6 protein-coding genes are annotated in these 24,660 nt (G+C 74.6%); all 6 read right to left on the bottom strand.

Features of this window, described 5'->3' with window-relative positions:
• Positions 1–10: 10 nt before the first annotated feature.
• On the bottom strand, positions 11–826 hold the full coding sequence (locus tag AB0D99_RS16775) for a 2,3-dihydro-2,3-dihydroxybenzoate dehydrogenase (RefSeq protein ID WP_362361707.1): 816 nt from the start codon (positions 824–826) through the stop codon (positions 11–13).
• Positions 823–8,064: an amino acid adenylation domain-containing protein gene (locus AB0D99_RS16770; protein ID WP_362361704.1), complete on the bottom strand. Its 7,242-nt coding sequence runs from the start codon at positions 8,062–8,064 to the stop codon at positions 823–825. The genes AB0D99_RS16775 and AB0D99_RS16770 overlap by 4 nt, the downstream gene beginning before the upstream one ends.
• Positions 8,061–22,331 carry an amino acid adenylation domain-containing protein gene (locus AB0D99_RS16765; RefSeq protein WP_362361701.1) on the bottom strand — a complete coding sequence of 4,757 codons (14,271 nt, stop codon included), beginning with the start codon at positions 22,329–22,331 and terminating at the stop codon, positions 8,061–8,063. The genes AB0D99_RS16770 and AB0D99_RS16765 overlap by 4 nt, the downstream gene beginning before the upstream one ends.
• Before the next feature lie 136 nt (positions 22,332–22,467).
• A complete protein-coding gene (entS, locus tag AB0D99_RS16760; RefSeq protein WP_362361698.1) occupies positions 22,468–23,832 on the bottom strand; it encodes an enterobactin transporter EntS in 1,365 nt (454 codons plus the stop codon).
• A complete protein-coding gene (locus AB0D99_RS16755) occupies positions 23,819–24,088 on the bottom strand; it encodes a phosphopantetheine-binding protein (protein ID WP_362361695.1) in 270 nt (89 codons plus the stop codon). Before AB0D99_RS16755 ends, entS begins: the two co-directional genes overlap by 14 nt.
• A gap of 180 nt (positions 24,089–24,268) precedes the next feature.
• Positions 24,269–24,478 (bottom strand): MbtH family protein, encoded by a 210-nt coding sequence (locus tag AB0D99_RS16750; RefSeq protein WP_362361692.1) that lies wholly within the window; start codon positions 24,476–24,478, stop codon positions 24,269–24,271.
• Positions 24,479–24,660: the final 182 nt, after the last annotated feature.

The following is a 24,660-nucleotide window of genomic DNA, read 5'->3' as shown; positions in this document are numbered from 1 at the left end:
AGGCGGGCCGTCAGCGGAGGGTGGCCCCGCCGTCGACGTACAGGTCCTGCATGGTGATGTGACGGGCCCGGTCGGACGCGAGGAAGACGACGGCCTCCGCGATGTCCTCCGGTCGGGCGACGCGGCCCAGCGGGATGCCGGTGCGGTGGGCCGCGAGGTCCCCGTCGATGACGCTGCGCGGGACCTCGGTCCCGTCCCAGAGCGAACGCTGCATGGGCGTGTCGGTGGAGCCGGGACAGACGACGTTGCAGCGCACGCCTCGGGCGGCGACCTCCAGGCCCAGACACTTGGTGAAGGCGACGGCGGCCGCCTTGGAGGCGGCGTACACGCTCATCCCCGCGCGGGGGATGCCGGCGGCGTTGGAGGCGACGGTCACCACGGAACCCGAGCCGCGCGCCGCCATGCCGGCGACGACGGCCCGCGACAGGTGGAACACGCCGGTGGTGTTGACGGCGAAGACGTCCGCCCACTCACGGTCGGTGGTCTCCAGCGCGGAGCCGGTCCGCAGCACCCCGGCGACGTTCACCAGGGTGTCGACGGGGCCGAGTTCGCGCGTGACGCGCTCCACCGCACATGCCACGCCGTCGGGGTCGGTGACGTCGAGCCGGTACGGCACGACCCGTCCGGCCGTCCGGTCCCCGGCCGTGCGGTCGGTCAGCCGTGCGACCGTCCGCACCAGCTCGTCCGCCGAGCGGTCGGTCGCGGCGACGGTGGCCCCGCGCTCGGCGAGCGCGCGCACCACCGCCTCCCCGATGCCCTGCGCGGCGCCGGTGACCAGGGCCGTGTGGCCCGCGAACTCCCCGCGGGACGCGTCGGCGTCTCTCACGCCTCCTCCTTCCGCGTGTGCGTGGCGGCGCCCAGCGGCCGGCTCGCCGCCCGCAGCGCCGCGTCGAGCAGCGGACCGATCTCCGCCAGCGCCTCGGGCGCCATCAGCTCGTCGTGACCACGGTCCAGAACGTGCTCGGTGAGCGTCCCGGAGACGAACTCCGGCCACACCAGCGCCGGCAGCTCCGTCGCGGGGGTCGTACGAGCGGCGGTGAAGAACAGCACGTCGCCGCGGAAACGACGGGTCGTGCTGCGGGACAGCAGCCGCACGCAGTGCACGTTGGTGTCGACGATCGCCCGCAGCAGCGACTCGTCGAACCCGGCCAGCAGACCCCGGCTGTCCCGGATCGCCGCGACCGCCTCCGCACGGTCGAGCGTCCCGCTCTCCGTGTCCCGGAACTCGCCCGGTCCGGCTATGGAGAGCAGGAAGCCGCTCTCCTCCCGTTCCAGCCTCTCGCGCCAGTCCGGCGCGTCGAGGTAGGACCAGTCGTCCCGCTCCGGCGGAGAGGCGTCGAGCAGGGCGAGGAAGGCGACCTCCTCACCCCGCTCCTGGAGCATCGACGCGAGCGTGTGGGCCACCGTCCCGCCGAAGGAGTAGCCGGCGAAGTGGTACGGACCCTCCGGCTGCACCTCCCGGATCGCCGCGAGGTACACCTCGGCCAGCTCCGCCGCGTCGGACACGTCGGGCAGCACGCCCGACAGGCCCGGCGACTGCACCCCGTACAGCGGCCGGTCCGCGTCGAGGTGACGCAGCAGGCCCGTGTACTGCCAGCTGAAGCCCGACGCGGGGTGGAAGCAGAACAGCGGTTCCCTCGTGCCGCGTTCGCGCAGGGGCAGCAGCACCCGCAGCGCGTCGCTCCGGGCGTCCGAGCCGATCCGGGCGGCCAGGTCCGCGACCGTCGGCGCCGACATCACCGTACCGACCTGGACGGGCACGCCCAGCTCCTCGCGGACGCGGCCGACGAGCCGCATCGCGAGCAGCGAATGCCCGCCCAGTTCGAAGAAGTTGTCCTCCACACCGACCCGCTCCAGACCCAGCACCTCGGCGAAGACGCCGCAGAGCAGCTCCTCCCGGGCGTCCTTCGGCGGACGGCCGCCGCCCGCGTCCGCGAACTCCGGCGCGGGCAGCGCGACCCGGTCCACCTTGCCGTTCACGGTCAGCGGCAGCGCCGGCAGCTCGACGAACGCCGAGGGCACCATGAACTCGGGAAGCGTCGCCGACAGCCGGGCGCGCAGCGCCGCCGTGTCCGCCTCCGCGCCGGTGCGGACCGTGCCCGAGGCGGGCACGGTGTAGGCGACGAGCCGCCTCACCCCGTTCGCGCCCGTGTGCACGACCACCGCGGCGGCCGCCACCTCCGGCGCGGAGGCGAGCGCCGACTCGATCTCGCCCAGCTCGATGCGGAATCCGCGGATCTTCACCTGGTGGTCGGCCCGGCCCAGATAGTCGATCTGCCCGTCCTCCCGCCACCGCACGAGGTCGCCGGTGCGGTACATGAGGGTGCGGGGCTCGCCGAAGGGGTCCGCCACGAACCGCTCCGCGGTCGCCGCCGGGCGGGCGAAGTACCCGCGGGCGAGGCCGGCCCCCGCCAGGTACAGCTCGCCCGGCACCCCGCGCGGCACCGGCCGCAGCGCGCTGTCGAGCACATAGGCACGGGTGTTGAGGATCGGCCGCCCCACACACGAGGAGACGCTGTCGTCGACGTAGGCACCGAGGGCGTTGATCGTGTACTCGGTGGGGCCGTACAGGTTGTAGCCCATCGTGCCCTCCGTCTCCTCCAGGAGCGACCAGAGGGAGTCCGGTACCGCCTCGCCGCCGAGCAGCACGAGCGCCGGACGGTGCCGTCCCTCGTCGAGGAGACCCGCGTCGACGAGCTGCTGCCCGTACGAGGGAGTCACGTTGACGACGTCGATGCCGACGCGGTCGTAGTGCGCCGTGAGCGCCGCCGGGTCGAGACGCAGCTCCTCGCCGATGACGTGCACCTCGTGCCCGTCGACCAGCCAGAAGAACTCCTCCCACGACATGTCGAACGCGAACGACACCGTGTGGGCGACGCGCATCCGGCGGCCGCCCGCCGTCTTCACCGCGGGGTCGAAGATCCGCTCCCGGTGGTTCAGCAGCATGTTGACCAGGCCGGAGCCCGGCACAACGACGCCCTTGGGCCGGCCCGTGGAACCGGAGGTGTAGATCAGGTACGCCGGGTGCCCGCCGTCGCGCGGCTCGGCCAGCTCCTCCTCCGCGACGGGCGCACCGGACAGCCCGGCCAGTGCGGCGACGGTCGCCGGCTCGTCCAGGACCAGGGTCGGCACGCCGTCCACGACCGGGACCGCGCCGCGTACCGCGTCCACCGTCAGCAGACACAGCGGGCGCGCGTCCTCGACCATCGCGGCGAGCCGGTCCACCGGGTGGTCCAGGTCCAGCGGCAGATACGCGGCCCCCGCCTTGAGCACGGCGAACAGCGCCACCACGAAGTCCGCCGAACGCGGCAGCCCGAGCGCCACGAACCGCTCGGGACCGGCGCCGCGCGCGATCAGCGCCCGTGCCAGCCGGTTGGCCCGCTCGTCCAGCTGCGCGTAGGTCAGCCGCTCGTCCTCGAAGACCAGCGCGGTGGCCTCCGGAGTCCGTACGACCTGCCGGGCGAACAGCTCCACCAGCGGCACGTCCGGGACCTCGTGCCCCATGTCGTCGCCCAGGGAGAGCAGTTCGGCCCGCTCCGCGGGCTCCAGCGTCCGCAGCCGGCCCACCGGAACCGCCCCGCCCGCGGCGAACTGCTCCACGAGCAGCCGCAGCCGGCCCGCGAGCCGCTCCGCGGTCGCCCGGTCGTAGAGATCGGGCCGGTACGCCAGGCTCAGTGCGAGCGAACGCTCCGGGGTGACGGCGAGCGTCAGCGGGTAGTGGGTGCCGTCGACGCTGTGCGTCCAGCCGATCTGGTGCCGCTCCACGGCCTCCTCGCGCGCCGCGTCGTCCAGCGGGGTGTTCCGGAAGACGTACAGCGTGTCGAAGAGCTGCCCGATGCCGGTGCCCTGCTGGATCGGACCGAGCCCCAGGTAGTGGTGCGGCAGCAGCTCCGCGTGCTCGCCCTGCATGCGGACGAGGAGATCTCGCAGCGGCTCCCCGGGACGCACGCTCACCCGGAACGGCAGCGTGTTCATGAACATGCCGATCATCCGGTCCACGCCCGGCACGTCCGCCGGCCGGCCCGAGACCGTCGCGCCGAACACCACGTCGTCCCGGCCGGTCGTCCCGGACAGCGACAGCGCCCATGCCGCCGAAAGCACCGTGTTCAGGGTGACGCCGCAGCCCCGGGCGAACGACCGCAGCCGGTCGCTGGTCTCCTCCCCGAGCGCGATGTCGACCACCTCGGCGGTCACCGGACGCCGCGCCGGATCCGCAGGGGCGACCAGGGTCCCCTGGTCGAGCCCCGACAGATGCGCGCGCCAGGCTTCCCGGGACGCGTCCCTGTCGGTGGCGGCGAGCCGGCGCAGGTAGTCCCGGTACGGGGTGACGGGTGGCAGCACCTCCTCGCGGCCACCGGCCCCGTACAGCGTGAACAGCTCCTCGAAGAACAGCGACTCCGACCAGCCGTCCGTGAGGATGTGATGCTGCGTCACACACAGCATCCAACGGTCCTCGGCGAACTTCAGCAGCGTCACCCGCATCAGCGGCGGCGCCGCCAGGTCGAACCGGGTCGCCGCGTCCGCCAGCGAGAACTCCCGCTGAGCCTCGTCCTGGGCAGCGCGGTCCAGGCCGGTCAGATCACGCACCTCCCACGGCAGCTCCCACGCCGCCGGGACCACCTGCACCGGCTCCGGCAGGCCCTCGTGCCAGAACCCCGCCCTCAGGTTCGGATGCCGTCGCAGCATGGCGTCGAAGGCGGAGCGCAGGGCGGCCGTGTCCACGACATGCCGCAGCTCGACGAAGTTCTGCATCAGGTAGACGTCGAGCGCGCGGTCGTCGTACTGCGCGTGGAAGTACAGCCCCTCCTGCAGCGGAGCCAGCGGCAGCACCTCCTCGGCGTCCGGGAACACCCGCGCCAGGACCGTCCGGCCGGCCTCGTCGAGCTCCGGCAGCGGGGCGTCCGCGCCGACCGTCGACACGGATGCCGCGCTCTCCTCCGGCGTGCGGGCCGCTGCCGCGAGAGCCGCCACCGTCCGTCGCTCGAACACGTCGCGCGGGGTCAGCACCAGGCCCTCCTTGCGGGCCCGGGTCACCAGCTGGATCGAGACGATGCTGTCGCCGCCCAGCTCGAAGAAGTCGTCGTCCACTTCCACCGAGGCCAGCCCGAGGACGTCGGTGAAGACCCGGCACAGGGCCTCCTCCCGCTCCCCGTGCGGCTCCCGTGATCCCGCCGAGCCGCCGAAGACGGGCGCGGGAAGGGCGGCGCGGTCCAGCTTGCCGTTGACCGTGAACGGCAGCGCGTCCAGGACCACCACCGCCGCGGGCACCAAGTGGTCCGGCAGCAGCCGGGCCAACTCCGCACGGACCGCCGCCGGTTCGACGGAACCCGTGACATAGCCGACGAGCCGCTTCACCCCCGGCGTGTCCTCGCGCACCACCACCGCGGCGGCGCCGACCCCGTCGACCGCCGCGAGCGCCGACTCCACCTCGCCCGGCTCGATCCGGAAGCCCCGGATCTTCACCTGGTCGTCGGCCCGGCCGAGGTACTCGATCTCCCCGTCCGACCGCAGCCGCGCCAGGTCGCCGGTGCGGTACATCCGGGTCCCCGGCGGGCCGTACGGGTCGGCGACGAACCGCTCGGCGGTCAGCGCGAACCGGCCCAGGTATCCGCGCGCGGTGCCGTGTCCGGCCAGATACAGCTCACCGGTCGCCCCGGCCGGCACCGGCCGCAGCGCCGCGTCGAGCAGATAGGCGCGGGTGTTCCCGATCGGCCGGCCCACCACCGGGGTGGCGCAGGACGCCAGATCGGCCGCCAGCGCGTCCACCGTGTACTCGGTCGGCCCGTACAGGTTCACCGACATGACACCGGTCGCCGCCCGCACCGCCGACCACAGCGCCTCGGGCACGGCCTCGCCGCCGAGCAGCAGCAGCGCCGGCCGGTGGAGGGCCGGGTCGAGCAACCCCTGGTCGAGCAGCCCGAGGGCGTACGTCGGCGTCACGTCCATTGTGTCCACCCGGTGTTCGCGGACATAGCGGACCACGAATTCGGCGTCCCGCCGCTCCGTCTCGTCCAGGACGTGCAGCTCGTGCCCGGCGATCAGCCAGAACAGCTGCTCCCAGGACGTGTCGAAGCTGAACGACGCCGAGTGCAGCGCCCGCAGACCGCGGCCCCCGGTCGCCTCCACCACGGGGCCGAACACATCGGCGACGTGGTTCGCGTACAGGTTGGACAGACCGCCGTGAGTCAGCACGACGCCCTTGGGCCGGCCGGTCGAACCGGAGGTGTAGATGACGTACGCCGGGTGTCCGTCCGCGACCTCGGGGGACACGAACCGGGCCGGCTCCGCCGCGAGTGCGGCGGCCGTCCCCGGGGCGTCGAGCACCAGCCGCTCCGCGCCGTCACCGGCCGGCGGCAGCAGCGCGGCGCCCCGCGCCGTGGTCACCACGCACACCGGTCGCGCGTCCTCGATCATCAGACCGAGCCGGTCGGCCGGATAGTCCAGGTCCAGCGGCAGATAGGCGCCGCCGGCCCGCAGGACGGCGAGGATCGCCACCACCGTCTCCGCAGAACGCGGCACCGCCAGCGCCACCACCGACTCCGGCCCCACGCCCCGCGCCGCCAACAGGCCCGCGAGCCGCGCCGACCGCTCGTCCACCTCCGCGAACGTGAGCGACACACCCCCGCACACGACCGCGACCGCGTCCGGAGTACGGGCCGCGCGAGCCGCGAACACATCGGCCACGGTGCCCGCCGGCACGTCCCGCACCGTTCCCCGCCAGCTCCGCCGGACCCGCGCGAGCTCCGCCTCCGGCAGCAGACCCAGTGCCCCGACCGTCGTACCCGGCTCGGCCGCGATCCGTTCGAGGACATGGGCCAGACGGTCGGCGATCAGGCCCGCCCGCCGGTCGTCGAACACGTCCGGGCGGTACTCCAGACGCAGCGTCGCCCGCTCGTCCAGGGACACCGCGAGCGTCAGCGGGTAGTGGGTGGCGTCCTCCGCCTCCACGCCGGTCACCCGCACCCCGGCGGCGACGGTCTCCCGCGCGGCCGGGTCCACCGGGTAGTTCTCGATGACCACGAGGGTGTCGAACAGTTCCCCGGCGTCGCCCTGCCGGCGGATCAGCCGCAGCCCGAGGTGGTGGTGGGCGAGCAGCCCGTTCTGCTCGTCGCGGAAGCGGCGCAGCAGCTCCTCGACCGTCTCGTCGGGGCGGACCGTCAGCCGCACCGGCACCGTCGTGATGAACAGGCCGAGCATCGACTCGACGCCCGGTATCTCGTCCGGGCGACCGGACACCGTGAGCCCGAACAGCACGTCCTGGCGGCCGGTCAGACCGCCGACGAGCAGTCCCCAGGCAGCCTGCACGAGCGTGCTCGGCGTCGTGCCGAGACGCCGCGCCGCGGCCGTCAGCCGCCCCGTCGCCTCCTCCGAGAGTTCCAGCGCCCGCACACCGGGCCGCACCGGGGCCCGCGCCGGATCCGGCTCCGCGACCAGCGTCGGCTCCGCCACCCCGGCGAGCGCGTCCCGCCAGGCAGCTTCCGCCGCCGGCCCGTCCTGCTCCTTCAGCCACTTCAGATACGCGCGGTACGGCCGCACCGGCGGCAGCCCGGACGCGTCCCCGTCCGCCGCGTACAGCGCCAGCAGATCACCCACGAGCAGCGGCATCGACCAGCCGTCCACCAGGATGTGATGGACCGTGATCACCAGCCGGACGTCGTCCTCGGCCAGCCGCGCCAGCACCATCCGCAGCAGCGGCGGCCGGTGCAGCTCGAACCGGCGGGCCAGCTCCGCCCGCCGCAGCCCGGCCAGCCGGTCCGCCGGCGAGGCCGCGCCGGCGCCTTCGCGCAGATCGGCCCGCTCCACCCGGAAGGCGATCTCGGCCGGTACGAACTGCACCGGCTGCGGCACACCCTCGTGCCAGAACCCGGCCCGCAGGTTCGGGTGCCGGTGCAGCAGCGCCACGGCCGCCCGCTCCATCCGGTCGGCGTCGACCGGGCCCGTGAGTCCCACCGACACCTGCACGGTGTACACGTCGGCCGCCCCGTCGTCGTAGACGGAGTGGAACAGCATGCCCTGCTGCAGGGGGGACAGCGGCAGCATGTCCTCGATACGAGCCTGCGTCACTGCTGGGCCCTCCACATTTCTTCGAGCATGGTGATCTGGTGCTGGTCGAGGTCGAGCAGGTCGAGGTCGGACGGGGTGTGGCCGGCCGTGGTGCCGCCGGCCGCCCACGCGGCCAGCACCTCCAGCGCGGCCTGCCAGCCGTCCGCCAGCGCCCGGGCCGTGCCCTCGGGCAGGGCCTCGCCCGCCCACACGAAGGAGGCGACCAGCTCCGGCCCGTCCGGGCCGTGCTCCACCTCCGCGTCGATCTGGAGCGGATGGGCGAGCGGCGCGTCCGGCTCGGGACCGACGGCCAGCGCGTCGGACTCCTCCGCCGGGCCCCAGTCCGACCGCACGGCGACGGTCTGCCGGCCGAGGTAGTTCCAGAGGATCTCCGGGCGGTCGCCGGAGGCGAACAGGCCCGCCGCGGCCGCGTTCGCGTACCGCAGCAGCCCGGCGCCGATCCCGCCGTCCGGCACGCCCCTGACCCGTTCCTTGATCTCCTTCAGCGCGGCACCGGCGTCCTGCGAACCGGCCACGACCGCACGGGCGTCGTAGCCGTCGGCAGTGAGCCGCAGCGGATACACGCTGGTCAGCCAGCCGACCGTACGGGTCAGATCCGCGCCGGGAACGAGGTCCTGCTCCCGTCCGTGGCCCTCCAGTTCCACCGTCAGTCCGTTCGACGGACGCCCCTCGCGGGCCGCCCAGTCGCCGACGGCGAGTGCCAGCGCCGTCAGGAGCGTGTCGTTGACCGAGCCGTGGAAAGCCTGCGGCACCGCCGTCAGGAGCGGCTCGGTCCGCTCGGCGGAGACCCGCACGGTGAGCCGTCGCGCCGTCGCCGCCGTGTCCCGGGCAGGATCCAGCGGCCGGTCGGACAGCAGCCGGGCTCCCGGCTCCGACTCCGCGAGCCACCGGTCGAGTTCGGCCGTCCGGCGCGCGCTCTGCGCCTCGGCGAGCAGCCCCGCCGTCCAGGTGCGCAGCGAGGTCGGCACCGGCTCCAGGGCGGGCGCCCGCCCGGCGGCCGCCGCCTCCCACGCGGCCCGCAGGTCCGGCAGCAGGATCTGCCACGACACCTCGTCGACCACCAGGTGGTGGGCGACCAGCAGCAGCCTGCCCGGTGCGTCGGGACCGGCGTCGCACCACACCGCACGCACCGTCGCGCCGGCCTCCGGGTCCAGCTCACCGGCCGCCCGGTCGGACTCCCGGGCGACCACCTCCCGCAAGGCGTCCGGGCCGAGCCCGGCGACGTCCACGGAACGCAGCAGCGAGGCGGCCGTCACGGTCTCCGCCGGGCGCACCTCGGCGCTCCACACGCCGGGCCGTGCGACGGTCAGCACCTGCCGCAGCCCGTCGTGCCGGTCCAGCACCGCCTGGAGCGCGGTCACGAGGCCCCCGCGCCGCACTCCGCCCGGCAGCATGATCAGCCGGGCCTGACAGAACCTGCGGTACGGGCCGCCCCGCGAGGCGAACCAGTGCGCCACCGGCGGCAGCACCAGCGGGCCGGTCGGCCGCTCGGCCGGGCGCTCCGGAGCGGTGGCCCGTGCGGCGGGCGCGGCCACGGCCGCGAGCGCCGCCGGCGTCGGGTGCTGGAACACCTGGCGGGCCGTCACCGTCAGTCCGGCCCTGCGGGCCCGGCTGACGTAGCGGATGGAGACGATGCTGTCGCCGCCCAGCTCGAAGAAGTTGTCGTCGGGGCCCACCGCCGGCAGCCCGAGCACCTCGGCCATCAGCCGGGCGAGAAGAGCCGTCGGCGTCTCCTGCGGGCCGCTCGCGACCGGGGCGTCGGGTGCCACCGACGGCCGGACCTCGGGGGGTTCGGGCAGGGCGCGACGGTCGAGCTTGCCGTTCGGGGAGAGCGGCACGGACGGGATCTCCGTGATCACGGCAGGGACCATGTACTCCGGGAGGCGCGTCGCGGCATGCGCCCGCAGCGCGTCCGGATCGAGCGGCCCTTCGCCCACCGGGACGGCGTAGGCGACGAGCCTGCGCGCGCCCGGCCGGTCCTCGCGGACGACCGAGACGGCACGGGCCACCCCGGGCGCCGCGGAGAGCACCGCGTCGATCTCGCCCAGTTCGATGCGCAGGCCGCGCAGCTTGACCTGGTCGTCGGTGCGGCCCAGGTACTGGATCCGGCCGTCGTCGTGACGGACGACGAGGTCGCCCGTGCGGTACATGCGGGTCCCGGCGGGCCCGTACGGGTCCGCGACGAATCGTTCCGCCGTCAGGTCGGGGCGGCCGAGGTAGCCGCGGGCGAGCTGGACGCCGGCGAGGTGGAGCTCCCCGGGCACGCCGACCGGGACGGGCCGCAGGCGCCCGTCGAGGACGTGGACGCGGGTGTTCCAGACGGGGGAGCCGATGGAGGCCGAGGCCGTCGTCGCGCCCGGGAGCGCCGTGGCGGCGGTGACGTCGACGGCGGCCTCGGTGGGCCCGTACAGGTTCTCCAGGGCGACCGTACGGCCCCCGGTGGAGGCGTGGAAGCGGTCCACGAGATCCGTCGGAAGCGCCTCCCCGCTGCACACGACGAGCCGCAGGCCCGGGCAGTCCGCGAGCTCGACCTCGGCGAGGAACGCGGCCAGCATCGACGGCACGAAGTGCAGGACGCTGACCCGCCGCGCACGGATCACCTCGGCCAGGTACTCCGGGTCCTTGTGACCCTCGGGCCGGGCGACGACGAGCGGCACGCCCTGCGCGAGCGGCCAGAACAGCTCCCAGACGGACACGTCGAACGTCGTCGGCGTCTTCTGCAGGACCCGGTCGGCGGATGTGAGCCGGTACGCGCCCCGCATCCACTGCAGGCGGTTGACGACGGCCTCGTGCTCGACCACGACGCCCTTGGGGCGTCCGGTGGAGCCGGAGGTGAAGATGACGTACGCCGGGTGGCGCGGAAGGAGCGGAGCCGCCCGGTCCGCGTCCGTCACCGCGTGCGCCTCCGCGCCCGCCCACTCCGCCGCCACGGCGGCCGAGCCGAGCACGATCCGCTCCGCCGTGAGCGCTGCGGGAAGGTCCGGCGCCGAGGCGGTGTCGGTGAGGACGGCGACCGGCCGGGCCGTCTCGCACATGTGGGTGAGACGGTCGCCGGGCAGGGTGAGGTCGAGCGGAAGATAGGCGCCACCGGCCCGTACGACGGCGTGGAGGGCGACGAGAAGGTCGAGCGAGCGCGGCAGGGCCACGGCGACGACCGACTCGGGGCCCACGCCCCGCCCGATGAGGAGCCGGGCGAGGCGGTTGACGCGTGCGTCGAACTCCGCACGGGACAGCTCCTCGTCCTCGAAGACCACCGCCGGACCCTCGGCGCGGGCCGCGCCCGCCGCCACGAGGTCCGCGAGGGTGCGCGGACCGTCCACGACCCGCCCGGTCGCGTTCCACCGTTCCAGGGCCTGCCGCTCCTCCTCGTCCATCAGGTCGCAGGAGGAGACCGGCGCGCCCGGGTCGGCCGCCACGGAGTCCAGGAGGCGGACGAGCCGCTCCACGATCCGCTCGGCGCCCGAGCGGTCGAAGAGGTCGGTCGCGTACCGGAGTCCGCCGCTGATCCCCCCGTCGCTCTCCGTACCGCCGAACGCGAACTCCAGGTCGACCTTGGAGCCGCCGATCTCCACCGGCACCTCACGGGCCGCCACTCCGAAGAGGGCGGACAGCTCCGTCGACACCGAGTGGTGGGTGACCATCGCCTGGAAGAGGGCGTTGCGGGCCTGCGAGCGGGGGGCTCCCAGGGCCTCCGCCACCCCCTCCAGCGGCAGATCGGCGTGCGCGAAGGCCGCGAGCCCGGTGTCGCGCACCCGCCCCACGAGCTCGGCGAACGTCGGATCGCCCGACAGATCGGCCCGTACGACGAGCGTGTTGAGGAAGAATCCGACGAGCGGGTCCAACTGTTCGTCGCCCCGCCCGGACACCGGGGCGCCCAACGGGATGTCGTCGCCCGCGCCGAGCCGGTGCAGCAGCGCGGCGACGGCCGCGTGCGCGACCATGAACATCGTCGCCCCGGACGCTCCGGCGAGGCGCGCCAGAGCGGCGCCCGTGGCGGCCGGGACCGCGAACGGCACGACGTCGCCGCCGTGCGTGGGCGTGGCCGGCCGGGTCCGGTCGGTGATCAGGCCCAGCTCCTCGGGAAGCCCGGCCAGGGCCTCCCGCCAGTAGCCCGCCTGCCGGGCCGCCGCCGACTCCGTGTCCTGCGCGTCCCCGAGGAGTTCACGCTGCCACAGGGCGTAGTCGGCGTACTGGACGGGGAGTTCGGGGAACTCCGGCGCACGCCCCGCGGCGCGTGCCGCGTAGGCGGTGTCGAGGTCGGCGAGGAGCGGACCGGTCGACCACTCGTCGGTCGCGATGTGGTGCAGCAGCACCACCAGCACGTGCCGCTCCTCGGACGCGCTCAGCAGCGTCACCCGGATCGGGAGCTCCCGCGCCAGGTCGAAGACGTGACGGGAGGCGGCGAGCGCCTCGCCCGCGAGAGCGTCGGCGGCCACCCGGCGCGTCACGAAGGGCACCGGGACCTCGCCGGGCGGCAGGATCCGCTGGTACGGCTCGCCGTCGGCCTCCGCGAACACGGTCCTGAGCACCTCGTGCCGGGCCACCACGTCCTCCACCGCGGCCCGTACGGCGAGCGGGTGGACGGCGCCGTCGAGAGCCACGGCGAACGGAACGTTGTACGCCGTCCCGGGCCCCCGCACGCTGTCGAACAGCCACAGGCGGCGCTGCGCGTACGAGAGCGGCAGTCGCTCCGGACGCTCGGCGGCGGGTACGAGCACGGGCCGACCGGAGGCGGCCCGCTCCGCCAGTCGGGCGGCGAGCGCCGCGACCGTGCGTGACTCGAAGACGTCCCGTACGGAGCACTCCACGCCGAGCGCGGTCCGCACGCGGGCCGCCGCGCGGGCGGCCAGCAGCGAGTGTCCGCCGAGGCCGAAGAAGTCGTCCTCGACGCCGGCCGCGTCCAGGCCGAGGAGGGTGGCGAAGATCCCGGCGATCAGCTCCTCACGCGCGTCCCGCGGCGCCCGCGACGGCACCTGGACGAGGTCCGGGGGCGCGGGGAGCGCGCGGCGGTCGAGTTTGCCGTTGGGGGAGAGCGGGACGGCCGGTATGCGCAGGACGACGGCGGGGACCATGTACTCGGGCAGACGGCCGGCCGCGTGCGCGCGCACCGTCTCCGTGTCGACCCGATCCGCCCCGGGGGCGGCGACGACGTAGGTCACCAGCCGTTGGACCCCGGGCCTGTCCTCGCGGACCACCGTCACCGCGCGCGCGACGCCGGCGGCGGACGAGACGACCGCGTCGATCTCACCGAGTTCGACGCGCAGTCCGCGGAGTTTGACCTGGTCGTCGGTGCGGCCGAGGTAGTGGAGGTGGCCGTCGGGGCGTCGCACGACGAGGTCGCCGGTGCGGTACATGCGGGTGCCGGGCGGTCCGTAGGGGTCGGCGGTGAAACGTTCGGCGGTGAGGTCGGGGCGGTCGAGGTAGCCGCGGGCGAGTTGGACGCCGGCGAGGTAGAGCTCGCCCGGGACACCGACGGGTGCGGGCCGGAGGCGGTTGTCGAGGACGTGGACGCGGGTGTTCCAGACGGGCGTGCCGAGGGAGGCGGAGACCGCGGTCCCGTCGGTGGGCGGGCACGAGGCGGCGGTGACGTCGACGGCTGCCTCGGTGGGTCCGTAGAGGTTCTCCAGCGCGACCGCGCGGTGTCCGGCCGAGGTGTGGAAACGGTTCACCAGCTCGGTGGGCAGGGCTTCGCCGCTGCACACGACGAGCCGCAGGCTCGGGCACGCGGCCACGTCCACGGCGTCCAGGAACGCCTGGAGCATCGACGGTACGAAGTGGAGCACGGTGACGCGCTGTTCGACGATGAGAGCGGCGAGGTGGTCGGGGTCCTTGTGCCCGTCGGGTCGGGCGAGGACGAGCGGGACGCCCTGGGCGAGGGGCCAGAACAGCTCCCACACGGACACGTCGAAGGTGACGGGTGTCTTCTGGAGGACCCGGTCGTCGGGCGTGAGCCGGTAGGTGTCCTGCATCCAGGCCAGGCGGTTGACGATGGCCTCGTGCTCGACCATGACGCCCTTCGGGCGGCCCGTGGACCCTGACGTGAAGATGACGTAGGCGGGATGGTGCGGCAGCAGCGGTGCGACCCGGTCCGCGTCCGTCACGTCCGCGTCCGACAGGGCGTCGAGCTCCGCCCGTACCTCGGGCGCGTCCAGGACGATCGGCTCCGCCTCCGCGCCCGGGGGCAGCGCGCCCAGCCCGTCCAGATCGGTCAGCACGCACACCGGGCGGGCGGTGTCCGTCATGTGGGCGATGCGGTCGGCGGGGAGCGTGAGGTCGAGGGGCAGGTAGGCGCCGCCGGCGCGGACCACGGCGTGGATCGCGACCAGCAGGTCGAAGGAGCGCGGAAGGGCCACGCCCACGACGGACTCGGGGCCGACGCCGCGGTCGACGAGCAGCCGGGCGAGGCGGTTGACGCGGGCCTCGAACGCGGGCCGGGACAACTCCGCCCCCTCGCACACGAGCGCGGGACCCCGGGCCCGGTCCGCGCTCGCCGCGACACGTCCGGCGAGCGTGCCCGGGCCGTCCACGGCGCGAACGGTGTCGTTCCACTCGTACAGCACCCGCCGCCGCTCGTCCGCGTCCGTCAACTCCACGGCGGACAGCGGAAGATCGGGGCGTGCCGTGACCGCGTCCAGGAGCCGCAGCAACCGCGCCGCCAGCCGCTCGGCGCCCGACCGCTCGAACAGGTCCGTGGCATAGCGCACGCCGCAGGTCATGCCGGGCCCGTCGGTGCCGTCCGCGCGCCGGAAGAGGATCTCCAGGTCGAACTTGGCCGCGCCCGCCCGCACCGGGTACTCCTCGGCGACCGTGCCCAGCAGCCGGGACAGGTCGGGGCCGCCACCCTCGTACGCCACCATCGTCTGGAACAGCGGGTGGCGGGCGAGCGAGCGGGCCGGGGCCACCGCCTCGACGACGGCGTCGAAGGGCAGGTCCGCGTGGTCGAGCGCCGCGAGCCCGGTGTCCCGGACCCGGCTCAGCAACTCCTCGAAGGAGGGGTCTCCGGTCACATCGGTGCGCAGGACTGCGGTGTTGACGAAGAAGCCGACGAGACCGTCCAGGGCGCTGTCGTCCCGGCCCGCGACCGGCGTGCCGAGCGGGATGTCGTCGCCCGCGCCGAGCCGGTGCAGCAGGGCGACGACGGCCGCCTGGACCACCATGAACATCGTGGCACCGGACCGCGCCGCCACCGCGTCGAGGCGGGCGACCAGCTCGGACGGCAGGTCGGTCGCGACCGTGTCGCCCCGATGGGAGGGTGCGGCGGGCCGGGACCGGTCCGTGGGCAGGCTCAGCTCGTCCGGCAGCCCGGACAACGCCGTTGTCCAGAAGGCTGCCTGACGCCTGCTCCGTTCAGACGGGCTGCCGTCCGCGCCCAGAAGGTCGCGCTGCCAGAGCGTGTAGTCGGCGAACTGGACCGGCAGCTCGGCGAACTCCGGCGGACGCCCCACGACACGTGCCGCGTACGCGGTGTCGAGATCGGCGAGAAACGGCCCGGTGGACCACTCGTCGGTCGCGATGTGGTGCAGCAGCACCACCAGAACGTGTTTACCGCTCTCCGCGCCCAACAGCTCCACACGCAGCGGAAGTTCTGCCTCCAGGTCGAAGGTCCCTCCGGCCGCGGCCTCCACCGCCTCCCGCAGTTCGCCGGCGGCCACCCGGCGCGTCACGAAGGGCACCGGGATCTCGCCGGGCGCCAGGATCCGCTGGTACGGCGCGCCGTCGGCCTCCGCGAACACGGTGCGCAGGACCTCGTGCCGGGCCACCACATCACCGAACGCGGCCCGCAGCGCCTCGGGGTCCGGCCGGTCGCGCAGCAGCAGCGCCAGCGGGACGGTATAGGTGGAGCTCGGCCCCTCCAGCCGGTGCTGGAACCACAGCCGCCGCTGGGCGGCGGAGAGCGGAAGCCGTCCGGGCCGTTCGGCGGTGCGCGCGAGCGGGGGGCGCTCGGACACGGCCCGCTGCTCCAGCCGGACCGCGAGCGCGGCCACCGACCGGGCCTCGAACACGTCCCGTACGGAGCATTCCCGGCCCGCGGCGCGAATCCGGGCCACCAGCCTGGTCGCCAGCAGGGAGTGCCCGCCCAGCGCGAAGAAGTCGTCCTCGGCTCCGACGGACGCGACCCCCAGGACCTCGGCGAAGTCGTCCGCCAGCCGCTCCTCCGCCGCCCCGCGCGGCGCCCGGCTCGGTGCGGACGCCACCGGCTCGGGTGCCGGCAGGGCGGCACGGTCGAGCTTCCCGTTCACGTTCACCGGCAGGATGTCCAGCGCGACGACCGCGGCGGGCACCATGTACTCCGGCAGTCGCTCGGCGACGGCGCGGCGCACCGCGCCGGGCTCGGCGCCGCCCGTCACGTACGCCACCAGGCGCGGCACGCCCGGGGTGTCCTCACGGACCAGCACCGCGGCCGAGGCCACGCCCGGGCACCCGGTCAACGCGTCCTCGATCTCGCCGAGTTCGACACGGAAGCCGCGGATCTTCACCTGGTCGTCGACGCGGCCCAGGAACTCGATCAGCCCGTCGGCGCGGCGGGAGGCGAGGTCTCCGGTGCGGTACATACGCGTCCCGGGAGGACCGTACGGGTCGGCGACGAAGCGTTCGGAGGTGAGGACGGCCCGCCCCAGATAGCCGCGGGCGTTCTGCACGCCCGCGAGGTACAGCTCGCCCGGCACACCCGGAGGAACCGGCCTGAGCCGGGAGTCCAGGATGTGTGCCCGGGTGTTGGCGAGCGGACGGCCCACGACGGGCGCCTCGCAGTCGGTGACCCGGGCCACCAGGGCGTCCACCGTGAACTCGGTGGGGCCGTAGTAGTTGACGGTCTCCACCTCGGGGATCCCGCGCAGCTCGGCCCACATGGCGGGCGGTACCGCCTCGCCGCCGAGCAGGAACAGCGGGGGCCGCACGTCACCGGCCAGGAGCCCGGCGTCGAGCAGGTGCCTGCCGTACGAAGGGGTGACGTCGAGCGCGTCGACGCGCAGCTCCCGGACGTGCGCGACGACGGCCTCGGCGTCCCTGCGCCCGTACTCGTCCAGGACGTGCAGCTCATGGCCGGCGATCAGCCACAGCAACTGCTCCCACGAGGAGTCGAAGGAGAACGAGGCGGTGTGCAGGGCCCGTACCCGCCGCCCGAGCCGCCGCGCCACCGGGCGGTACAGCTCCCGCTCGTGGTCGCGGTAGAGGTTCGTCAGGCCCGCGTGGTGCAGCCCCACGCCCTTGGGGCGGCCGGTGGAGCCCGAGGTGTAGACGACGTACGCGAGATCGTCCGGGTGGGGTGCCCGCGGCGCGGGCCCCGAAGCGGTGGCGAGCCGCTGCCGGACGGCCGGGTCGTCGAGGACGAGCCGGGCCGCTGCGGCCCGGGCGGGCACGGTGCCGTCGACGGCGCGGGTGGTCACGACGCAGACGGGCGCCGCGTCGCCCAGCATGTGGGAGAGACGGTCGGCGGGGTGGTCCAGGTCGAGCGGCAGATAGGCGCCGCCCGCCTTCAGCACGGCGAAAGCGGCGACGACCGCGTCCGCGGAGCGGGGCACGGCGAGCGCCACGACGGTGTCGGGCCCCGCGCCCTCCTCGCCGAGCAGCAGCGCGAGCCGGGACACCCGGTCGTCGAGCTCGGCGAAGGTCAGCCGCTCCTCGCCGCAGACCAGCGCGAGCGCGTCGGGTGTCGCGGCGACCCGCTCGGCGAGGATCTCGACGACGGTGGCCCGCGGGGTCTCGACGGCGGTGTCGTTCCACCGGTCGAGCAGCTCCCGCTCGGCCTCGGAGCGAAGGTCGTACGTGGACACCGGGGTGTCCGGAGCGGCGACGGCCTGCTCCAGGAGGCGCACCAGCCGCCCGGCGAGCGCGTCGACGGAGGAACGGTCGAAGAGGGCGGCCGAGTAGAAGACCTCCAGGTCGAGTTCGTCGCCGTGGGCCGTGTCGGAGAAGGTGATGTCGAGGTCGAACTTGGTGACTCCGGGATCGGTCCGGTCCACGGCGGCGTCCAGACCGAACAGGGACCGTACGTCCTGGGTGACGGTGCTGTGCGACACCATGGTCTGGAACAGCGGGTGACGGGTCAGCGAGCGGGTCGGATTGACCGCCTCGACCACCGCCTCGAAGGGCAGGTCGGCGTGGTCGAGCGCGGCCAGGTCGACTCCGCGCACCCGGTCGAGCAACGTGGTGAACGACGGGTCGCCGGACAGATCGGCCCGCAGCACGACCGTGTTGACGAAGAAGCCGACGAGCCCGTCGAGGGCCTGGTCGGAGCGCCCGGCGACCGGGCTGCCGAGCGGGATGTCGTCGCCCGCGCCGAGCCGGTGGAGGAGCGCGGCCACGGCCGCGTGCACCACCATGAAGACGCTGGTACCGGACTCCCGAGCCAGCCGGCGGATGCCCGAGGCCAGCGCGGCGGGCACCTCCTGGTGCACCATCCCGCCCGCGCTGTCCGGCTCCGTGGGCCGGGGCCGGTCGGTGGGGACGGGGGTCTCGGCCGGCAGCCCGGCGAGCGCGGCGCGCCAGTACGCGGCCTGCGAGGCGGCCGGCGACGCGGCGTCCGACGGCTCGCCCAGCGCCTCGCGCTGCCACAGCGCGAAGTCGGCGTACTGCACCGGCAGCGGTGCGAACTCCGGGGCCCGGCCCTCGCGGCGGGCCGCGTACGCCTGCTGCAGGCCGTCCAGGAAGGGGCCCATCGACCACTCGTCGCTCGCGATGTGGTGCAGCAGGACGACGAGGACGTCGGCTCGACGCTCCCGGTCGCGGACCACGGTGACCCGTACCGGGGCCTCGGCCGCCAGGTCGAAGAGATGCCCGAGGGCGTCCTCCACGACGGCGTCGACCCGCTCCGCGGCGACGTGCTCCAGGCGCAGCCGCACCCCGGCCTCGGCCGGCGCCAGGACGCGCTGACAGGGTTCGCCCCCGCCGTCGGCGAGGGGGAAGACGGTCCGCAGCGTCTCGTGCCGGGCCGCCACGTCGCCGAGCGCCGCGTCCAGGGCATCGGTGTCCAGGGCCTCGTCGAAGCGGGCCACGAACGGGATGTTGTAGGTGGCGCTCGGGCCCTCCAGCTGGTGCAGGAACCAGAGTCTCCGCTGTGCGTGCGAGAGCGGCAGTACCTCCGGTCGCTGTCCGGCGGTGAGCGGCGGCCGGTCGGCCGACCCGTCCCGGGCGCCGAGCCGTTCGGCGAGCGCGGACGGGGTGCGCGCCTCGAACACGTCCCGGACGCCGCACTCGGTGGCGAGGGCGCCGCGCAGCCGCGCGGCGACACGTGCGGCCAGCAGGGAGTGCCCGCCGAGGTCGAAGAAGTCGTCGCCGGGACCGACCGACGCCAGGTCGAGGACGTCGGCGTACACGCCGCTGACGATCTCCTCGCGGGCGCCCCGGGGGGTGCGGCCCGCGCCGGGAGCGGCGATTCCGGCCAGGTCGGGGGCGGGCAGTGCCCGGCGGTCCACCTTGCCGTTGGCGGTGAGGGGGAGGGCGTCGAGGACGACCACGGCCGCCGGCACCATGTGGGCGGGCAGCCGGTCGGCGGCCGCCCGACGCAGCGCGGCACCGTCCGGGCAGGTGCCGGCCGAGCCGGTGACGTAGCCGATCAGCAGAGGCGAGCCGGGGATCTCCTCGCGGACCACGACCACCGCGCGGTCGACGTCCGGACGATCCGTCAGAACGCTCTCGATCTCGCCGAGTTCGATGCGGAAGCCGCGGACCTTCACCTGGTCGTCGGCCCGTCCCAGGAAGTCGACGCGTCCGTCGCCGTGACGGCGGACGAGGTCACCGGTGCGGTACATACGGGTGCCGGGCGGGCCGTAGGGGTCGGCGACGAACCGTTCGGCGGTGAGCGCCGGTCTGCCGAGGTAGCCGCGGGCGAGCTGGTCACCCGCCAGGTAGAGCTCGCCGGGACGGCCGTGCGGGACGGGGCGCAGGGCGCTGTCGAGGACATGGGCCCGGGTGTTCCAGAAGGTGCGGCCGATGTCGGGGATGCCGGTGTGGTCCCTGGGCAGGGCGGCGGAGGTGGCCCAGACGGTGACCTCCGTCGGTCCGTACACGTTGGTGACCGACTTGGCCGTGCGGGTGAGGCGTTCGGCGAGGGCGGCGGGCAGGGCCTCGCCGCCGACGAGGACCTGGGTTCCGGCGAGGGACCGTGGTGCCCCGTCCTCCAGGAGGGCGTGCCACAGCGAGGGTGTCGCCTGCATGACCGCGGGACGGTGGGCGTCCACCAGGGTGGCGAGCGCCGCCGGGTCGCGCACGGTGTCGCGGTCGGCGAGCACGATGGTCGCACCGCTGACGAGGGGGACGTGGATCTCCAGGGCGGCGATGTCGAAGGAGACCGTGGTGACGGCGAGGAGCCGGTCGCCGGGGGCCATGGCGAGTTCGTGGGCCTGCATCCGCAGGAAGTTCGCGAGCGCCGCGTGCGGGATGACGACGCCCTTGGGACGGCCGGTCGAGCCGGAGGTGTGGATGACGTACGCGGGGTGGCCGCCGGCCGGGGCAGGGCGCGGCGGGGCGGGCGCGGCGGCGAGGTCGGCGAGGGCGGCCAGGGTGTCGGGGGCGTCCAGGACGAGGAGCTCGCTGCCGGGCACGTCGGGAGCGCCGGGGGCGGCGGCCAGCGTCGTCAGGACGCATACGGGCCGTGCGTCGCGGACCATGAACTCCAGCCGTTCGGCGGGGTATTCGAGGTCCAGCGGAAGGTAGGCGCCGCCCGACCTCAGGACGGCGAGCAGGGCGACGACGAGGTCCGCGTTTCGGGGAAGGGCGATGCCGACGAGGCTCTCCGGGCCGACGCCGTGGGCGGTCAGGAGGCGGGCCAGCGGCTCGACCCGTCGGTCGAGCTCCGCGTACGTGAGCTCCTCGCCGCCCGCGACGAGCGCGACCGCGTCGGGGTGCTGCCGGACCTGTGCGGCGAACGCGTCGACGACGGTACCGGGTGCGATGGCGCGCGCTGTCGCGGTGGCCTGTTCGGCGAGTGTGCCCAGGGTGGCGTCGTCGACGAGGTCCGGCCGGCCGAGGGGCGTGCCGGGCGCAGCGGTGGCCGCGCGGTCGAGGAAGCGGGCGAACTCGGCGCAGCGGGCGTCGAGCGCGTCCTGGTCGTAGGCGCGCGGGTTCGCGTCGAGCTCGAAGCGTATGCGGCCCTCGGCCTGGTCGTGGCGGACCGCGAGGGTGAGGTCCTCGACGGGTCCCGCGGCCACGTTGTGCACGGTCCCGGCGGCGCCGGCGAAGTCCAGGGCGTTGTCGAAGGCCTTGACGTTGACCATCGGCCCCAGCGGGCCCCGGTCGCGTCCGACGAGGCCCAGGTCGCGGCGGATGTCCTCGGCCCGGTGGCGCTGGTGGCGGCGCAGGTCGCGGACGGCGCCCGCGACCTCGCGCACCAGCTCCTCCAGGGGCTGGTCGGGACGGACCGCGATGCGCAGCGGAAGCACGTTGACGACCATCGCGGGGACGGTGAGGGAGGCCGAGCCGAGGCGGGCCATCGCGGGCAGCGACAGCAGGATGTCGCGCCGGCCGGTGGACCGGTGCAGGAAGGCGGCGAAGGCGGCCGTCACGGCATCCGCCCAGGTCGCCCGGGCTGTCCTGGCCAGGGCGAACACCCGTGCCGTGGACTCGGGGCCGAGCGCGGCCTCGGCGCGCAGGAAGTGGGGCGCGGCGGGGAAGGAGGCGCCGGACAACGGCTCGTGGTCGCTCCGGTCGGCCAGCCGGTTCCGCCAGTACGCGCGGTCCTCGGCGTACCCTCCGCCGGCCCGGTACGCGGCTTCCTCGTCGAGCACCGCGGAGAGCGGGCCGAACGGTGCGGGTGCGGGCTCCTCGCCGCCGGCCAGGGCCGTGTAGACCTCGGCGGTGCGGCGGGAGAGCAGCGAGAAGCCGTAGGCGTCGAGGGCGATGTGGTGGACCCGCTGGTACCAGAGCGTGCGGTCGTCGGCGACCCGGTGCAGGGCGAAGGCGAAGAGCGGTGCGCCGGCCGGGTCGGCGGGCGTGGCCATGTCGGCGCGCATCGCGTCGAGCGCGGCGGCCTCGGGGTCGGCGAGGCCGCGGTGGTCGACCACGTCGGTGAGCGGGTCGGGGTGGGGTGCCGCGGCGGGCGTCTGCCAGGGGCGGCCCGTCTCGTCCTCCTCGAAGCGGACGGTGAGGGCCTCGCACTCGCCGACGACCTGACGCAGCGCCGCCGCGAAGAGTTCCGGATCGAGCGCGCCGTGGACGGCGACGTACTGCCCGACGTTGTAGACCGGGGAGTCGGGGTCCAGCCGCTGGCCGTACCAGACTCCCGTCTGGGCTCCCGTCAGGGGGAGGCGTCTCGGGGCACGCTCGGTCATGGATCTTGCTCCAGATGTCACCCGCACCGGCTGGGCCGGCTCACGGGACGGGAAGGGCGAGGGAGGTGAAGGGGGCGAGGCGCCGGATCGACGCCGGCTCGGTGGCGCCGACGGGCGCCTCGCCCCGGCAGTGGGGTCAGCCGGTGGCCGACGGAACCTCTCCGGCGCGGAGCGGCGGCGTCGTGCTCTCCGCCGGGGACGGGGAGGCGGGAGGGGACGGCTGCGGGGGCGCGGAGTCCCCACCGGGCGGTCCTTCGCCCTCCGTCTCCTCGCGGGGGAGGGTGGCGCGGCGCAGTCCGGGGACCGCGACGGCGACGGCGACGGCGGCGAGGGCGCAGACGGCACCGTTCACGACGGCGGCGCCGGCGGGGCTGAACCACCGTGCGACCAGGGCCACTTCCGCGTCGCCGACGACGCCCCCGGTGGTGCCCTGGGAGGTCATGACGCTGACCATGCGACCGCGCAGTCGGTCCGGGGTGTTGTGCTGGACCAGGGCGTATTCGACGATCTCGTACACCGTGCCGGCCGCGCCACACACGGTCAGCAGGGCGAAGGCGACGACGATGTCGCCGCTGAGACCGAAGCCGACGGTGGCCAGACCTCCGGTGAACGCGGTGCCGAGCAGCAGCAGTCCGGGGCGGGCGTTGCGGGGGATCCAGCCGCTCGTGGCGGAGGCCAGGATCGCTCCCACGGCAGGCGCGGTGTACAGCAGGCCCAGCATGACCTTGCCGCCGCCGAACACCTTGTCGACCATCTCGGGGAAGAGCACGACCGGCAGGTTGAACAGGGCCATGACCCCGCCGAGGCCGAGGAGGCCGCCGACGACGCGGTTGCGCGCCGCGTGGCGGAAGGCTTCCAGCGGCGACCCCGAGTCCTCCGCGTCGTCCTCCTCGTCCTTGACCGGGGGCAGCGGACGGAGCCTGAGGAGCAGGAGCGTCGTGACGCCGGTGGTGAGAGCGGTGAAGGCGAAGACGGTGCCGGGGCCGGTGAGAGCGAGCAGCACGCCGCCGACGAAGGGGGCGGCGACCGAACCGATCTCGCCGGTGAGCGAGATCAGGGCGCCGGCCGCGGGGAGTTGGTCGGGTCGGACCAGGGCGGGGGCGACGGCCATGAGGACGGTGACGCTGACCCCGGTGGCCAGGCCGTCCCACGCCACGCACAGGTAGAGCGCCCACAGCTGCGGGTCGGGCAGGAAGGCGTTGACGGCGAGACCGGCGAACGCCAGCGAGGCCGCGCCGCGTGCGACGAGGATCAGGCGCCGGCGGTCCGTCCGGTCGGCCGCCCAACCGCCCCAGAGGGAGCCGATCAGGACGGTGACGCTCATGATCATGCTGGCGACGGCGACACCGAAGGTGGAGGCCAGGTCGTACGCCTGGGCCGCCAGGGCCACGGCGGCCATCCCGAGGCCGAAGAGGGATACCACGCGGGCCGTGAAGATGGCCCGGAAGTCGCGGCTGGTCCGCAGCGGCCCGATGTCGATGAGGAGGTCACCGGCTCGCACGGGGTGCTCCCGCCGGACGGTCGAGGAGCGCGGCCCAGTCGCGGAGAGTGGGGCGTTCGGCGAGTTCGACGAAGCCGAGTTCGGCGCCGTCCGCGCGCCACGTCTCCACCAGGGCCATCAGACGGATCGAGTCGAGGCCCTGGTCGAGCAGGCTCTCCTCCGGATCGATGTCCTCCGCCTCGACGTAGAGCACATCGGCGACGTCGCGGCGGAGGCGTCGCAGGGTGAAGGGCTGCTGTCCGGCCGTGTCGGCCATGGGTGGATCCTCTTCCCGTCCAGGCGATGGCTAGTTAGGTAAGGCTTACCTAACTAGCGGCGGAATAGTCAAGCGGGTGCCGCACGAGGGCGTGCGAGGTGATGAATCGTCAAAAAAAGGGCCACGGGGCCGCGTCGGGCGGCTCTCCGGTGCCGGCTGCGCCCTGTGCGGGCGGTGGGTTCAGGAGCGGGCGAGGAGGCTCGCGGGCCGCAGGTCGGTCCAGTGCTCCTCGGTGTACGCGGCGCAGCCCTGTCGGGTGTCCTCGCCGTGCACGACGGTCCAGCCCGCCGGCACCTCGGCGAAGGCCGGCCAGAGCGAGTGCTGGTTCTCGGAGTTGACGAGAACGAGGTAGCGGGCGTCGTCGTCCTCGAAGGGGTTGGTCGCGGTCATGGTCACTCCTCGGGTGGGGGAGGGCGCCGTTCTCCGGGGGCGGAACCGTGCGGAAGTGCCGTGAGCGGACCGGCGGCCGGCGCTCGGGGGGAGCGTGCCGGGCCGCCGGTGCGGCGGGGTGTCGCGTCGGTGGGGCCCGCCCGGTGCCCGCCTGGTCGGGGCGGGCGGGGCATGGCCTGGGT

The sequence above is a fragment of the Streptomyces sp. NPDC047971 genome (assembly GCF_040653355.1).
Classification (GTDB): domain Bacteria; phylum Actinomycetota; class Actinomycetes; order Streptomycetales; family Streptomycetaceae; genus Streptomyces.
This window is presented reverse-complemented; position numbering and strand designations above follow the sequence as displayed.